We start from the raw sequence: 14,591 nt of genomic DNA, 5'->3' as shown, positions 1-14,591 counted from the left end.
CGGATGTTGCCGCGCGATGGAGTTTTTGCGTGCGTAACCGCGACGTCATCTTGACGCATTAGCGTGGCGGCTTGGTCTGAATCCCGAGCCGCTACGCCGATGTCCAAGCCCAGCCTAATCGACAAAGTGGACCACGCGCTGTTCAACGCGATCTACTCACGCAACCTGGTTTACAACACCTGCTGGGAAGATCCCGCGATCGACCGCCAGGCGCTCGCGCTCGGGCCCGACGACACGATGCTGGTGATTTCGAGCGCCGGTTGCAACGTGCTCGACTACGCCCTGCTCGGACCCAAGCAGATTTTCGCGGTCGACGCGAATCCGCGCCAGATTGCGCTGCTCGAACTCAAGATCGCCGCCATCCGCGCGCTCGACTACGACGATTACTTCGCCATTTTCGGCGACGGCTGTCACAAGGACTTCAAGAATCTCTACCAGCAAAAGCTGCGCGCGCAGCTTTCGCCGTTCGCCCAGCAGTGGTGGGACAAACACTGGAACTGGTTCGCCGGCAAACACGGCAGTTTCTATTTCCACGGCCTGTCCGGCATGGTCGCGCGTGGCGTGCGCGCCTACTTCAAGCTGCGTCCCGGCCTGGCCAATGCGATCAACGCCCTGCTCGACGCGAAGTCGTTGACCGAGCAGCAGGCGATCTACGACGAGCGCGTCTCGCCGCTGCTGTGGAACAAGACGGTCAATTGGATCATTTCGCGCCAGTTCGTGATGAGTCTGCTCGGCGTGCCGTATCCGCAGCGCAAGCTGGTCGAGGCGCAGCACGAACTCGGCATACACGGCTTCATCCGCGGCGCGGTCGAATACGTGTTCCGCCAATTGCCGATGTCGGACAATTATTTCTACCGCGTCTACCTCACCGGCCGCTATCGCCGTGACTGCTGTCCCGAATATCTGAAGGAAGCCGGTTTCAACGCACTCAAAGCCGGCCTCGTCGACCGCATCGAGCTGCACACGACGACGGTGACGGAACTGCTGTCGAAGAATGCGACACCGATCTCGCGCTTCGTCTTGCTCGACCATATGGATTGGATGAGCTCGTACTACCCCGACGCCCTGGTCGAAGAGTGGAACGCGATCCTCAACCGCGCCACCCCGGGCGCGCGCATCCTGCTGCGCAGCGCGCAGTCGAAGCCGGCGTACCTGGAAACGATCCGCGTCGGTCCGGGCCAGAACCGCTTGCGCGAGATTTTCAAATTCTCCGACGAACTCGCCGGCTCGCTGCAAGCCGGCGACCGCGTGCATACCTACGCGGGCTTCGTGATCGCCGACGCGCCGGCGTGATCACGCGATGAATCGCATCGCCGCGCTCCGCAACGACGCCGCCGTGCTGCGCCAGATGCTGCGCGGCATGCCGAAGTCGTCCTCGCATGCCGAGAACCTGCAGAATTTCTACGGCGCACAGGCGCAGGACTACGACCGCTTTCGCGAACGCCTGCTGCGCGGGCGCGAAGAGCTGATCCGCCGTCTCGTCGCGAAATTGCCGCCGCAGGCGCGCGTGGTCGAACTCGGCGGCGGCACCGGACGCAATCTCGATTTCTTCGGCGAGCGCCTCGCCGATCTGGCGAGCTTCGACCTCGTCGATCTCTGCCCCGCCCTGCTCGACCGTGCGAGCGAGCGCATGGCGCATTATCCGCAGGTGCGCGTGGTCGAGGCCGACGCGACGACCTATCGCCCTGCCGCGCCGGTCGACTGCGTCTACTTCTCCTACTCGCTGACCATGATTCCCGACTGGCACGCGGCGCTCGCCAACGCGCTCGCCATGCTCAAGCCGGGCGGCCTCCTCGGCGTGGTGGATTTCTATACTTCCGCGCGCCGGCCCGCGCCCGGCCTGGTCCGCCACAATGCGTTCACGCGCAATTTCTGGCCGCGCTGGTTCGCCCACGACGGCGTGCGCCTCGACCCGGCCCACCTCGCTGCCTTGCGCGAACGTCTGCCGCGGCACGAACTCGCCGAGCACCGCGCCGCCGTGCCGTATCTGCCGCTGATCCGCGTGCCCTATTACGTCTTCGTCGGCCGCCGGCCCGACACGGCGTAACCGGGTTTCGCTGGCGGCGCGGCAAAAGCGCACCGCGTCGCAGCCTGCGGAGCCGCTGCGGCGGCACGTATAAGCCTGCCCGCGTCCTGCGAGCCATCACAGTTTCGCTGAGGCGAATGATCGGTGTCCGCCGTGGTCACTTCAAACCCGCCCCCGATCGGTTCATAGTGTGCGCCCCGCTCATCACGCCCCTACCGTGAACGCCACCGCCACCACCAAGCCGTTCGCGGCGCAAACGGAACTCTCGTTCTGGCCGCTGCAGATCGCCGGCTGGCTCGGCTACTTCGCGCTCAACTTCACCGCGGCGATGGGCGACGGCAAGCCCTGGCACTACGTGTTCGGCTCGCTGTCCGTGGCGACCTGCGGCTTCGTCGTCACCAGCTTGTTGCGCCTCGGCTATCGCCACCTGTGGACGCTGCCGGTGCCGCGCATGGCCGCCGGCGCGGCGGGCCTGCTCGTCCTCGCCACGCTCGTGCAGATGAAGCTCTACGTCGAGATCATGTTCCGCTGGTGCGACGACTGCGCGATCAACAGCCTATTCGGCTACGTCTGGTATTTTGCCTCGATGTTCTACCTGCTGCTGTCGTGGAGCGGCCTCTACTTCGGCGTCAAGTTCGCGCGCCAGTCGCAGCAGCAGAAAGAAGCCGCCCTGCTCGCGCAGAACGTCGCCCACGCAGCGCAATTGAAGATGCTGCGCTACCAGCTCAATCCGCATTTCCTGTTCAACACGCTCAACGCGATCTCCACCCTCGTCCTCGACGACAAGCGCGACACCGCGTATCACATGGTCGGCAGCCTGTCGGCCTTTCTGCGCCACTCGCTCGATTCCGATCCCGAACAGCGCGTCAGCCTCGCCGAAGAAGTCGACGCGCTCAATCTCTATCTCGGCATCGAGCAATTGCGCTTCGGCGAGCGCCTCAAGGTCGAGATGGACATCGATCCGGCCGCACGCGCCGCGCTCGTGCCGAGCCTGATCCTGCAGCCGCTGATCGAAAACGCGATCAAGTACGCCGTATCGCGGCGCGAGGAAGGCGCGCGCATCGAACTGAGCGCGCGCCGCGATGCCACCGCCGCCGACGGCGTCTGGCTCGACATCCATTTGCGCGACGACGGCCCCGGTTTGAACGAGGCCGACGCCGCACCGAACGGCCACGCGCGCGTCGGCTTGGCCAACACGCGCGAACGCCTGCGCGTGCTCTACGGCGAACGCCAGCAGCTCGACGTCGGCTGCCGCACGCCGCACGGCGTCGACGTGCATATCCGCCTGCCGTTCGAGACGGCCTGAACGACCATGATCCGCACCCTGATCGTCGACGACGAACCCTTGGCACGGCGCGGCCTCGAACTACGCCTTTGCCGCTACCCCGATATCGAGATCGTCGGCCAGGCCGGCAACGGCCGCCAGGCTTTTCATGCCGTTTCCACCTTGCGTCCGCAGCTCATGTTCCTCGACGTGCAAATGCCCGGCGTCGACGGCTTCGAGCTGCTGCGCGCGCTGCCGGCGACGCAGATTCCGCTGACCGTGTTCGTCACCGCCTACGACCAGTACGCGCTCGCCGCATTCGCCGCGAGCGCGCTCGACTACCTGCTCAAGCCGGTCGACGACGCGCGCCTCGAAGAATCGATCGAACGCGCCCGCGCGCGCCTCGCCGCGCGCAAGACCGAGGATCACTACGAGCGCCTGCTCAAGCTGATCGCGACCCTGCCCGAAACGGCGAAATCCAAGATTGACGCGTTTCTTGCCGAAGACGGCGATGCGCACGCCGGCAACAAGCTGACGATCAAGGACGGCAGCCGCTTGCTGCGCATCGACATCGAATCGATCCGCTGGATCGACGCCGCCGGCGACTACATGTGCATCCACGCCGGCGACGACACGCACGTACTGCGCGGCACGATGCAGCAACTCGAACGCCGCCTCGACCCACGCCGCTTCGTACGCGTGCACCGCTCGAGCATCGTCAACCTCGCGCGGGTCAAGGAGATGCGGCCACATCTCAACGGGGAGTATTTCCTCGTGCTCGATTCAGGGCATGAGTTGAAGTTGTCGCGGAGTTATCGCGATAAGGTGAAGTTGTTTACTTAGTGTCGATCGGTTTCTGGGGGGGCTGCTGCCGTTCGGCTTTGTTTATGCTCGTCATTCCTGCGAAAGCAGGAATCCAGTTCTCGCGTTTGCTCGTCATCCCCGCGTGCTCTTGGCGGGGCTCTTAACAGCCGCAGGGCTGGTCATCCAGTGACTTTACTTTTGTCTGTATTGGTTTAAGAGCAGAGCTTCCGCTCGTCCGCAGGGCGAGTGGAAGCCCTGCTCTTAACCAATCAAAAAAACAAAGTCACTGGATTCCCGCTAAAAGCACGCGGGAATGACGAGCAAAGATAGAGCGAAACGACGGTTCGTCGGCCGACGAATGCCCAGCTCCCCGATTCCACGAAGTGACAAACAGAAACAAGAACCAGACAAACCAGAACAACCCAACCCCTCCCCAAACCAATGCGACAACAAGCAACAACCCCCAAGCGCGATTCATCGCGCCCCTACGGTACAATGCCGCCATGCGCATCCTCCTGCAAACCCAGCCGTTGGCCGCCGAAGCGCCGCGCTATTATCAGATCCAGCTCCAGCAGGATCTGCTCGGCGGCTGGACGCTGACGCGCGAATGGGGACAGCAGGGCGGGCGCGCGAGTCTGAAGCGCGAGGTGTTTCTCGAACGCGACGATGCGCTTGCCGCGTTCGAACATGCGCGCGACACGCAGCTCAAGCGCGGCTTTCGCCTGATGTTCAGTCAGGGCATCGATTCGCCGTATTCCTGATTTCCTCCCGACTCCGCGCGGAGTGTAGGGAGCCGAGAGTAGAACCATGCAAAACGATCGTTTCCTGCGCGCGCTTGCGCGCCAACCCGTCGATGCCACTCCGGTCTGGATCATGCGCCAGGCCGGCCGCTATCTGCCCGAGTACCGCGCCACGCGCGCGCGCGCCGGCAGTTTCGTGACTTTGTGCAAGACGCCCGAGCTCGCCTGCGAAGTCACCCTGCAGCCGATCGCGCGCTATCCGCTCGACGCGGCGATTCTGTTCTCCGACATTCTGACCATACCCGACGCGATGGGCCTCGGCCTGTCGGTCGATGAAGGCGTTGGCCCGCGCCTCGCCAAGCCGGTGCGCAGCGGCGCCGAGATCGACCGGCTCGGCGTGCCCGACCCGGAAACCGATCTGCGCTACGTCATGGACGCCGTGCGCCTGATCCGCCGCGAACTCAACGGCAAGGTGCCGCTGATCGGTTTCGCCGGCAGCCCGTGGACGCTCGCCTGCTACATGATCGAAGGCGAAGGCTCGGCGAGCTTTGCACGGCCGAAGGCGCTCGCGCTCGACGATCCGGCGATGATGCACCGTCTGCTCGACGTTATCGCGCGCTCGGTCGCCACCTATCTCGCCGCGCAGGCCGCGGCTGGCGCGCAGGCGCTGATGGTTTTCGACACTTGGGGCGGCTTGCTCGCGCCTGAGATGTTCCGCGAGTTCAGCCTGCGCTACCTCGCGCAGATCGCGCAGCATTTGAAGAGCGACGGCGTGGCCAAGGATGTTCCGCTGATCCTGTTCTCGAAAGGCGCGAACGGCCATCTCGAAGCGCTCGCCGACACCGGCTGCAACGCGCTCGGCCTCGACTGGACGATTTCGCTCGACGCAGCGCGCCGCCGCGTCGGCGACCGCGTCGCGCTGCAGGGCAATATCGATCCGGCGGTGCTGCACGCCAGCCCCGACGCGATCCGTGCGGAAGTCGGCAAGGCGCTCGCGAGCTTCGGCGCGCATCCGGGCCATGTCTTCAACCTCGGCCACGGCATCACGCCCGACGTCGATCCGGAACGCCTCGGCGTGCTGATCGACGCCGTGCACGCGTTGAGTCAGCGCTAGGCCGAAACGCGAAACGGCAGTGGCGGCGCGCAGGGTGCGACGCCGCATGTCACCTCGTCGGATTCAGGCCCGCTTGACGACGGCGGTCACGCTCGCCTGCAAGGCTGCACCGCCGATCGGCTTGCGCAGGAACGCATCCATACCCGCTTCGAGGCAGAGCGCCTCTTCGTTGCCGACCGAGCGCGCACTGATGCCGATCAGCGGCAGGCGCGGCGCATGCGTCCGCGCTTCGCGCATGCGCAGGGTGCGTGCGAGCGCAAGGCCGTCGAGGCCCGGCAGGTCGAGATCGACCAGCGCCGCGTCGAACGGCTCGGCGTCGATTTCGGCGAGCGCGGCGAGGCCGTTCTCCACGCGCTGCGCGCGGTGGCCGTTGGTTTCGAGCAGGCCGGCGATCACCGCGGCGACGGTCGCATCGTCTTCGACGAGCAGAATGCGCAGGCCGCCGACGGACGCCCCGCTGCTTGCTGCGGTGACGGGCGTTTGTGCACCGGCGTCGCCCTGCCCCGCTTCCGCCAACGGCAGAATGACGCGGAACGTGCTGCCCTCGCCCTCCGCGCTATCGAGCACGATTTCGCCGCCCATGTGCGCCACCAGTTCGCGGCAGATCGCGAGGCCGAGCCCGCTGCCGCCATGGCGCTGCTGGGTGCCCTGCGCCTGCTCGAAACGCTGGAACAGGCGCGCGCGCGTCGATTCGGCGATGCCTGGACCGGTATCGCTTACACGGAACTCGACATGGCCATTCGCCGCGCGATCGAGTTCGATCGCCACCCTGCCGCGCTCGGTGAACTTGATCGCATTGGTGGCGAGGTTGAGAAAGACCTGCCTGATGCGCATCGCGTCGCCGAGCACGCGCCGCGGCGCACCGGGCGCAATCGTTTCGGAAAACGCCAAACCCTTCTTGTCGGCAAGCGGGCGCACGAGTGCGCCGACTTCGCCGACCAGCGCAGGCAGGTCGACGGTCGCGCTGTCGAGTTCGAGCCGGCCCGCTTCGATGCGCGCGAGATCGAGCGAGTCGTTGACCATGCGCAGCATCATCTGTCCCGAACTCTGAATCGCGTCGGCGTAGCCGCGCTGCTTCGTATCGAGCGGCGTGCGCAGCAGCAGTTCGGTCATGCCGAGCACGCCGGTCATCGGCGTGCGGATCTCGTGGCCCATCGTGGCGAGGAAATCGCTCTTCGCCGCGCTCGCCGCCTCGGCGAAACGGCGCTGCTGTTCGGCGAGCGCCAGCGCGTGGCGGCGCATCAACCGCGCGCGATAGTTGCGCAGCGCCCACCACGCCAGCAGCAGCACGGCCAGCGCATAAGCGGCGAAAGCCCAGCGCGTCGCCCACGGCGGCGCCGGCTGCTCGAACACCAGCCGCGGCAGCTCGGTCCAGACTCCGCTCGCATTGGTCGCGCGCAAGCGCAACGTGTGCCGCCCGGCCGGCAATTGCGAATACTCGCGTTCGCCGCGGTTGCCGGTATCGACCCAGTCGGCATCGACGCCACTCATCTTCCACTGATAGCGATTGGCGGCTGCATTCGCATAGGACAGCGCCGCAGCGCGGATGCGCAGGTCGCGATCGTCCCAATTGAGCGCCACCGTCGCGGCGGTTTCGTTCAACGCGATATCGCGGCCGTTGCGGCGAATGCTGAGGCTGTCGAGCGCAAGCGGCGGTGGCAGCTTGCCTTCGGCGACCTGCTCTGGCACGAAGCCGACGATGCCCGCGAGGGTACCGCCGAACACGCTGCCGTCGCGCCGTTCGAGCAGAGGCAGATGATTGAACTCGGCGCTCGCCAGGCCGTCGTGCGCGTCGAAGTGATGGACGCTGTGCGTTTGCGGATCGAAGCGCCACAAGCCGCGCGGACTGCTGACCCAGACCGCGCCGTTGCGGTCGATGTGCATGCCGCCGACGGTCAGCGCAGGCCAGCCCGCCTTGGCGTCGATGCGTTCGACCAGTTCCAGCTTGCCGGCTTGTTCGCGATAGTGTTCGAGCGCGCCGGGCAGGTGCAGCCAAAGCGTGTTGTCGGACGCATAGGCGAACTGCATCACGCGCGAATTCGGCGCGCCAGCCACCGCGGCGAAATGCTGCACGGTCGTGTCGAAGCGGTCGAGGCCGGCACCGCTCGCGATGATGAGAGCGCCGTCGCGGTCGAATCCGATTTGGTTGACCTCGGCGTTGCGCAGGCCCGAATTCTGTTCGTCGAAGCGTTCGACGACGTGCGTCGCCGGATCGATGCGGTGCATCGCGCCGCCGTTCGCACTCGCCCACACCGCGCCCGACTCGGCTTGTGCGAGCAGGTAGACCATGCCCGGCGCGAGCGCATCGCCACGCTTTCTGTCCACCGGCAGGTCGCTGAATTTTCCGCTCTGCAGGTCGTAGACGCGCAGGCCGCGCGTATGTCCGACCCAGAGCTGGCCGCCGCGGTCGGCAAGCACCGACCACAAGGCCTTGTCGGGCGGCGGCAGGCGCTTTTCCATGCGCTCGACCGCTCCGGTCTGCGCATCGAGGCGATCGATGCCACCGCTCGAATTGACCGCCCAGACCGCGCCCGAGGCGTCTTCGGCCAGTCCCTGCACGCGATTCGCCGACAGGGTTTCCGGTTTGCCCGGATCGTTGCGGAACAGGGCGAAATTGCGCCATTGCGCGGGCAGGCGGCCGATGCCGCCTTCGAAGGTCGCGAACCAGAGGCCGCCTTCGTGGTCGCGCATCGCATCGAATGCCGTCACGCCGGGAAAACTGCCCGGCACGGCGGAATTTTCCTGATAGCCGTATAGACGTCCGTTCGCATCAAGGCGGTTCAGGCCGTGACGGCTGCCCATCCACAGGTCGCCGGCGTCGTCGCGTACCACGTTGTAGAGAAAGGTATCCGCGAGGGCTTTGTCGGCGACGACGCTCGCAGCGAGATCCGGCGCGACGCGCACGAGTCCGTGCCGCGTCGCGACGAGGACGGAACCGTCGGCGTTCTCGCTCATATTCATCGCATTGAAACGCCCGTCGGCGGAGACCGAAGACAGATCGACGTGACGCACCGATTTGTCCGTGGCGAGCACGTCGATGCCGGTGTCCATGCCGATCCATAAGCGGCCGCTGCGATCGAAGAACAGCGCGAGCACGTTGCCCGACGCGAGGCCCTGCACGCCGCCGGGCTGCTGGCGCAGATGGGTGATCTTGCCGGTGTGCGGATCGAGCCTGTCGATATCGCCGCCGTAGCCGCCGACCCAGATCGTGCCGCTCGCGTCGCCGGTGATCGCCCAGACGTCGTTGGTCGACAGGCTCGCCGGCTCGTTCTTGTCGTGGCGATAGTGGGTGAAGCGGCCGCCCGCTGCCGGATCGAGCACGGAAAGGCCGTCGTCGCCGCCGATCCAGATACGGTTGTCGTGGTCGGCATACACGGCCGGCACGTCGTTGCTCGCGAGCGAATCCGCATCGTTCGGATCGTGGCGCCAGACGCGGAAGCCGGTGCCGTCATAGCGCGCGAGACCGTCGCGCGTGCCGATCCAGATATAGCCGCGGCGATCCTCGACGATCTTGTAGACATGGCTCGACGGCAACCCATCGGCCACGCTCAGATTGTAGAAGTACGGCGCGACGGGCAGCGCCGGCGCCTTTGCGTCCTGTTTCACCACGGCATCGGTGGGCGTTGCAGAAGGTGCCGCGGCGAGCAAGACGGCAAACATCCAACTGACGATCATCGCTTCCGCTCCCCCGACGGTGGATGCCGATCATGCCAGAAACGCAGGTCGGTCCAGTAGAATCGGCTCACTCGAACTCGCGCGAGCCACTATTGAGCGCCAACCGTCCGCTGCGCCTGATCCTGATCGCCGTGCTCGCGCTCGTGCTCGCCGCGCTGCTATGGACGACGATTGCCGCGCTGCGCGGCGGCATCGCGCTATGGCAGGAACTGCGCGACCTGCCGGTCTGGCTGCAGTACGCCGTATCCGGCCTGATCGCGGCCGTGGTGCTCGGCTTCGCCTGGCTCGCATGGCGCCTGCTGCGGCCGCGGCCACGCAAAATCGCCGCGGCGAAGGCGCCGGAGCGCGCCGAGGTGCAAGCGCGCCTCGACGTGCTCGCCCAACAGCGTGCGGACACGGCCGAGCTGCAGACCGAACTCGCGGAACTCGACCGGCGCGCACGCGAGGGAAAACTCTATGTGGCCGTGTTCGGCGAGATCAGCGCGGGCAAGTCGAGCCTGATCCGCGCCTTCACCAGCAGGGCCGTCGACGGCAGCGACCCGGCACCGATCGAAACCGATGTTCTCGGCGGCACCACGCGTACCGTCGCGCACTACCGCACACGGTTGACCGACGATATCGAACTCACCCTGGCCGACGTGCCGGGCACGCATGAAGTTGCCGGCGCCGCGCGCGAAGCGCTCGGGCGCGACGAAGCCCTGCGCGCGCATATCGTGCTCTATGTCGCCGCGGGCGATCTCACCCGCGATCAGGATGCCGAACTGCGCTGGCTGCGCGACTTCGGCAAACCGCTCGTGCTCGTGCTCAACAAGGCCGACCAGTTCCGCGACGACGAACGCGCCGTGCTGGCGCAGACGTTGAAGCAGAAATATGCCGCTCTGACCGATGCCCAGGTCGTCGTCAGCGTCGGCGGCACGGAATCGGTCGAACGCCGCGATGCCGGCGGCCGCAGCGAAATCGTCCGACGCGAACGCAAGGCGGACATTGGCGTGCTTGGCGCGTTGCTGCGCACCTATGCGCAACAGGGCGCTGCGGCGTTCGAGCCCGCGCGCGAAGCCGCCGTGCTGAGCCGCGTCGATGCACGCGCCGACGCCCTCGCAGCCGCGATTCGCGAACGCGATGCGGAAGCGATCGTGACCAAATACACCAAGCGCGCCGTGATCGGCGCGCTGGCCGCGGTGATGCCCGGCAGCGACCTCGTGATTCAGGCCGTGCTCGCCACGGGCCTGGTTCGTGAACTGTCCAAGCTGTTCGATGTGCCAGTGCGCGATATCGACATCGACGCCTTCGTCTCGCAGGTGAAGCTCACAGTGCGTACGAGCACCTCGCTCGTGCTCGCGATCGCCGGCAACGCGGCCAAGGCGTTTCCCGGCCTCGGCACGCTCGGAGGCGGCGTGCTGCACGCGATCGCCTACGGACTGATTTTCGACAGCCTCGGCCGCGCCGTCGCGACGACTCTGCGCGAGCGCCACGCGCTCGACCGCGACGCGGCGACGAGCGCATTGTCCAAACTGCTTGCCGACACGAGCACGGAAAGACTCAAACGCATCGCCCAGTACGCGCTGCGCGGCGAGAAAGAATTGTTGTGATTTCCGTTTCTTCTGCATAGAACGGCGGACTCATCGTTCCACCGTTGGTGCTTGTTCCCGTCATCCCGCTATCGCATAGTCTCGCCATGTTCGCTACACGCGCCATCGCTGCGGTCTTTTTCTTCGCCTCGCTCGGCGCGGTCGCGGCGCCGCGCGACTATCGATTCGACGCCGTACACACTCAGATCGCGGTCAGCGCGAGCCATCTCGGCTTTTCCCAATCGGGCGGACGCCTGCACGTGAAGAGCGGCTTTTTCCGTTTCGACGCGGACGACTGGAGCAGCGCGCAGATCGATGCCGTCATCGACACCGCCTCGATCGATTTCGGCGACGCCGCCTGGAACGAGAAGCTGCGTTCGCGCGAATTTCTCGACGTGGCGCACTACCCGACCGCGCGCTTCGTCTCGACCCAGGTCGAGAAGACCGGAGACAAGACCGCCATCGTGCGCGGCAAGCTGACTCTGCTCGGTGTTACCCGACCGCTCGATCTCACGGTCACCTTCAACCGCGCCGGCGTGCATGCCTATACACTGAAATGGACGGCCGGCTTCAGCGCCGTGACACAGTTCAAGCGTTCCGACTTCCGCATGACGAAATACTTGCCCGACGTCGGCGACGCGGTCAGCATTCGCATCGAGGCCGAGGGCGTTCGCGACAACGACGCGAAGGAACAAGCCGAACGCGCCGAGCCGTCCGTTCCAGCCACGCCAACGGAGCACTGATATGCCTTTGAAGAGCGGTGAACGACACTGGGGCAGTCTAGCGAAGACCTTTCACTGGCTGGTCGTGCTTCTGATCATCGTGCAGGGCGCGGTCGGCCTCTACATGGTCGGACTGCCGAAGAAGCCGAGCATCATTCCGTACTATAACTTCCACAAGTCGATCGGCATCCTCATCCTCACGCTTGCCGTGCTGCGTCTGGTCTGGCGCGCATTCGATGCACGTCCCGCGGAACCGCCTTCGACGCCGCCATGGCAGGCGCTCGGTGCGCGCGCAGGCCATGCGCTGCTCTACGCACTGCTGTTCGCCGTGCCGCTGTCGGGCTGGTGGTTCGACTCGGTCACGGCGCTGCGGCCGATGTACTTTTTCGGCCTGTTCGAAGTACCGCATATCGCCGCGCCCAATGTGGATTTGAAGGAACTCGCGCACGAAGCGCACGAATGGCTGTTCTGGCTGCTCGTCATCGTGGCCTGCGGCCATGCGGCGATGGCCTTTATCCACGAATTCGTCAGCCGCGACGGCACGCTGTCGCGCATGCTGCCGGGGCGTGCACCCGTGCTTGCAAGCACGCCCGTCGTCGCCACATCCGATCCCATCCCCGCCACCACGGAGAACGACCATGTTGAAAACCCGACGCCTGCTGCCGATGCTGCCGCCCGCCCTGCTGGCGATGACGCCCCTCGCGGGCCAGGCGCGTGACTGGGCGGTCGATGCCGCGCAGTCGACGCTGACCTTCAAAGGCACCTACCAAAACGAAGGCTTCAACGGCAAGTTCAAGAAATTCGACGCGGCGATCAGCTACGACGAAGCCGATCTCGCCAAGGCGAAGTTCGACGTCAAGATCGACGTCGCCAGCGTCGACACGGCGAGCAGCGAGCGCGACGATTCGCTCAAGGGCGACGAATTCTTCGATCCGAAGAAATTCCCGCAGGCGCATTTCGTCACCGACTCGTTCGCCAAGGCGGCCGACGGCGGCGTGGAAGCGAAAGGCAAGCTGACGATCCGCGACAAGACCCAGCCGGTCACGCTCAAGGTCAAGTTCGCCGCGACCGGAGACAAAGCCACGCTCGACGTCGATACGGTGCTCAAGCGCGCCGACTTCGGCCTCGGCGCGGGCAAGGACTGGAACGACATCGGCGCCGACGTGCCGGTGCACGGGCATCTGGTTCTCACCGGCAAGTAAGAGCGCTTTCGCGCGCAAGCGCCGAGGTCGCGAAGGAGAACGGCTTGCAGTTTTCAAGTCCATTTTGCGCGCGCACAGCTTCGCGTGAAGGCCGTCTCTCACCGCCATGAATATCGGCGAGTGGTGGAAGGAACTGCGCGCGCGGCTCGGCAACGAAGCGCCGCGCGCATCGACCGGCGGAGCGGCTGACGCGCACGTCGCGCAGGCCAGCGATGCGCTGCGCGCGCTGCTCGACGACAAGAGCATCCCCGGCGGCGTGCGCGGCGAATTGACCGAGGACTTCAGCCAGATCGAATCGCTGCTCGACAAGCTCGCCGCGGGCGAACTGCATATCGCCGTGTTCGGCCGCGTCAGTGTCGGCAAGTCGGCGCTCGGCAATGCCCTGCTCGGCCGCCCGGCGTTCGCGACCGGCGTGCTGCACGGTACGACGAAGGCGCGCAACGCCGAACACTGGCATGAAGTCGCCGGACAAGGTCTGCATCTGATCGACACGCCGGGCATCAACGAACTCTCTGGTGAGGAACGCGAGTGGCTCGCCTTCGACGTCGCCGCACTGAGCGATCTGGTGATTTTTGTCGTCGACGGCGATATGACCCAGAGCGAACTCGATGCGCTGCGTACACTCGGGCGCACTCAGCGTCCGCTGCTGCTCGCGCTGAACAAGGCCGACCGCTACACCGCCGACGAACGCGAGCGCCTGCTTGTCCGTCTGCGCGAGCATGCAGCCGGGCTCGTTCGCGCCGAGGATGTGATCGCCTGCGCTGCGCTGCCGGCCGACCGCATCGTCGTCCAGGTCGGCGCCGACGGCGATGAAGCCGAGGCACGCGTCGCTCAAACCCCTGACGTCGCCGCGCTCGATGCGCGTGTGCGCGAAATCGCCGAGCGCGAGGGCAAGACGCTCGCCGCGCTCAATGCGGGCTTGTTCGCGGGCGACTTGTCCGACCGGGTCGCTCTGCGCGTCGCCGCCGCGCGCCGCGACCTCGCCCAGCGCGTGATCCGCAACTACTGCCTCGCCAAAGGCGTTGCGGTTGCGCTCAATCCGGTACCGGTCGCCGACCTGCTCGCCGCCGCCTCGCTCGATGTGGCGCTTGTGCTGCATTTGGGAAAAGTATACGGAATGCCGCTTACGCGCAGCGAGGCCGGCACCCTGATCGCGACGATCTGCGCCCAGCTCGCCGCGCTGATGGGCGCAATCTGGGGCGTGCATCTGGTCGCGAGCGCGCTCAAGGGCGTCAGCGCCGGCCTGAGTACGGTCGTCACTGCCGGCGCGCAGGGCGCACTCGCCTGGTACGCGACCGAACTCGTCGGCCGCGCCGCGGAAAAATATCTGCTGCAGGGCAAGTCCTGGGGCGAAGGCGGCGCCAAACGCGCCGTCGCCGACATCGTCGCGAGCCTCGACCGCGATTCGATCCTGCGCTCCGCGCGCGCCGAAATCCTCGCCCGGCTGCGCGGCGGCAAGCCCGCGTAGGAGCGTGG

General features: G+C 66.1%; 12 protein-coding genes. 11 read left to right on the top strand and 1 reads right to left on the bottom strand.

Annotated features, from left to right (window positions below; all coding sequences use genetic code 11):
- Nucleotides 1–99: 99 nt before the first annotated feature.
- The 6 genes from FFS30_RS14740 to hemE all read left to right on the top strand — a co-directional run bounded on the left by FFS30_RS14740 (nucleotide 100) and on the right by hemE (nucleotide 5,948).
- Nucleotides 100–1,293, top strand: a complete 1,194-nt coding sequence (locus FFS30_RS14740; RefSeq protein ID WP_137913922.1) for a BtaA family protein — start codon at nucleotides 100–102, stop codon at nucleotides 1,291–1,293.
- Nucleotides 1,294–1,300: 7 nt separating this feature from the next.
- A complete protein-coding gene (locus FFS30_RS14735) occupies nucleotides 1,301–2,047 on the top strand; it encodes a methyltransferase domain-containing protein (protein ID WP_137913921.1) in 747 nt (248 codons plus the stop codon).
- 196 nt (nucleotides 2,048–2,243) lie between these two features.
- Entirely contained in the window at nucleotides 2,244–3,332 is a 1,089-nt protein-coding gene (locus FFS30_RS14730; protein WP_137913920.1) for a histidine kinase, read from the top strand.
- A gap of 6 nt (nucleotides 3,333–3,338) precedes the next feature.
- Nucleotides 3,339–4,133: a LytTR family DNA-binding domain-containing protein gene (locus FFS30_RS14725; protein WP_137913919.1), complete on the top strand. Its 795-nt coding sequence runs from the start codon at nucleotides 3,339–3,341 to the stop codon at nucleotides 4,131–4,133.
- A 464-nt stretch (nucleotides 4,134–4,597) separates the two neighbouring features.
- On the top strand, nucleotides 4,598–4,855 hold the full coding sequence (locus tag FFS30_RS14720; protein WP_137913918.1) for a WGR domain-containing protein: 258 nt from the start codon (nucleotides 4,598–4,600) through the stop codon (nucleotides 4,853–4,855).
- A 46-nt stretch (nucleotides 4,856–4,901) separates the two neighbouring features.
- Nucleotides 4,902–5,948: a uroporphyrinogen decarboxylase gene (gene hemE, locus FFS30_RS14715; RefSeq protein ID WP_137913917.1), complete on the top strand. Its 1,047-nt coding sequence runs from the start codon at nucleotides 4,902–4,904 to the stop codon at nucleotides 5,946–5,948.
- A 63-nt stretch (nucleotides 5,949–6,011) separates the two neighbouring features.
- Here the strand turns inward: hemE and FFS30_RS14710 are convergent, their stop codons facing one another.
- Nucleotides 6,012–9,623 (bottom strand): hybrid sensor histidine kinase/response regulator, encoded by a 3,612-nt coding sequence (locus FFS30_RS14710; RefSeq protein WP_137913916.1) that lies wholly within the window; start codon nucleotides 9,621–9,623, stop codon nucleotides 6,012–6,014.
- Nucleotides 9,624–9,715: 92 nt separating this feature from the next.
- Here FFS30_RS14710 and FFS30_RS14705 point away from each other — a divergent pair, with 92 nt between their 5' ends.
- The 5 genes from FFS30_RS14705 to FFS30_RS14685 all read left to right on the top strand — a co-directional run bounded on the left by FFS30_RS14705 (nucleotide 9,716) and on the right by FFS30_RS14685 (nucleotide 14,583).
- Nucleotides 9,716–11,212: a GTPase gene (locus FFS30_RS14705; RefSeq protein ID WP_249352478.1), complete on the top strand. Its 1,497-nt coding sequence runs from the start codon at nucleotides 9,716–9,718 to the stop codon at nucleotides 11,210–11,212.
- A gap of 86 nt (nucleotides 11,213–11,298) precedes the next feature.
- The gene (locus FFS30_RS14700; RefSeq protein WP_137913914.1) at nucleotides 11,299–11,934 is read left to right on the top strand and encodes a YceI family protein; all 636 of its coding nucleotides are present in this window, start codon (nucleotides 11,299–11,301) and stop codon (nucleotides 11,932–11,934) included.
- A 1-nt stretch (nucleotide 11,935) separates the two neighbouring features.
- Nucleotides 11,936–12,631, top strand: coding sequence for a cytochrome b (locus tag FFS30_RS14695; protein WP_137913913.1), 696 nt, complete (start codon nucleotides 11,936–11,938; stop codon nucleotides 12,629–12,631).
- Nucleotides 12,552–13,115, top strand: coding sequence for a YceI family protein (locus FFS30_RS14690; RefSeq protein ID WP_249352474.1), 564 nt, complete (start codon nucleotides 12,552–12,554; stop codon nucleotides 13,113–13,115). Before FFS30_RS14695 ends, FFS30_RS14690 begins: the two co-directional genes overlap by 80 nt.
- A gap of 106 nt (nucleotides 13,116–13,221) precedes the next feature.
- Entirely contained in the window at nucleotides 13,222–14,583 is a 1,362-nt protein-coding gene (locus tag FFS30_RS14685) for a GTP-binding protein (RefSeq protein ID WP_137913912.1), read from the top strand.
- The last annotated feature ends 8 nt before the right edge of the window (nucleotides 14,584–14,591 follow it).

Source organism: Rudaea sp. 3F27F6, from assembly GCF_005503555.1.
Classification (GTDB): Bacteria; Pseudomonadota; Gammaproteobacteria; order Xanthomonadales; family Rhodanobacteraceae; genus Rudaea.
The sequence above is the reverse complement of the archived record's forward strand: the minus strand, read 5'-3'. Positions and strand labels throughout refer to the sequence as shown.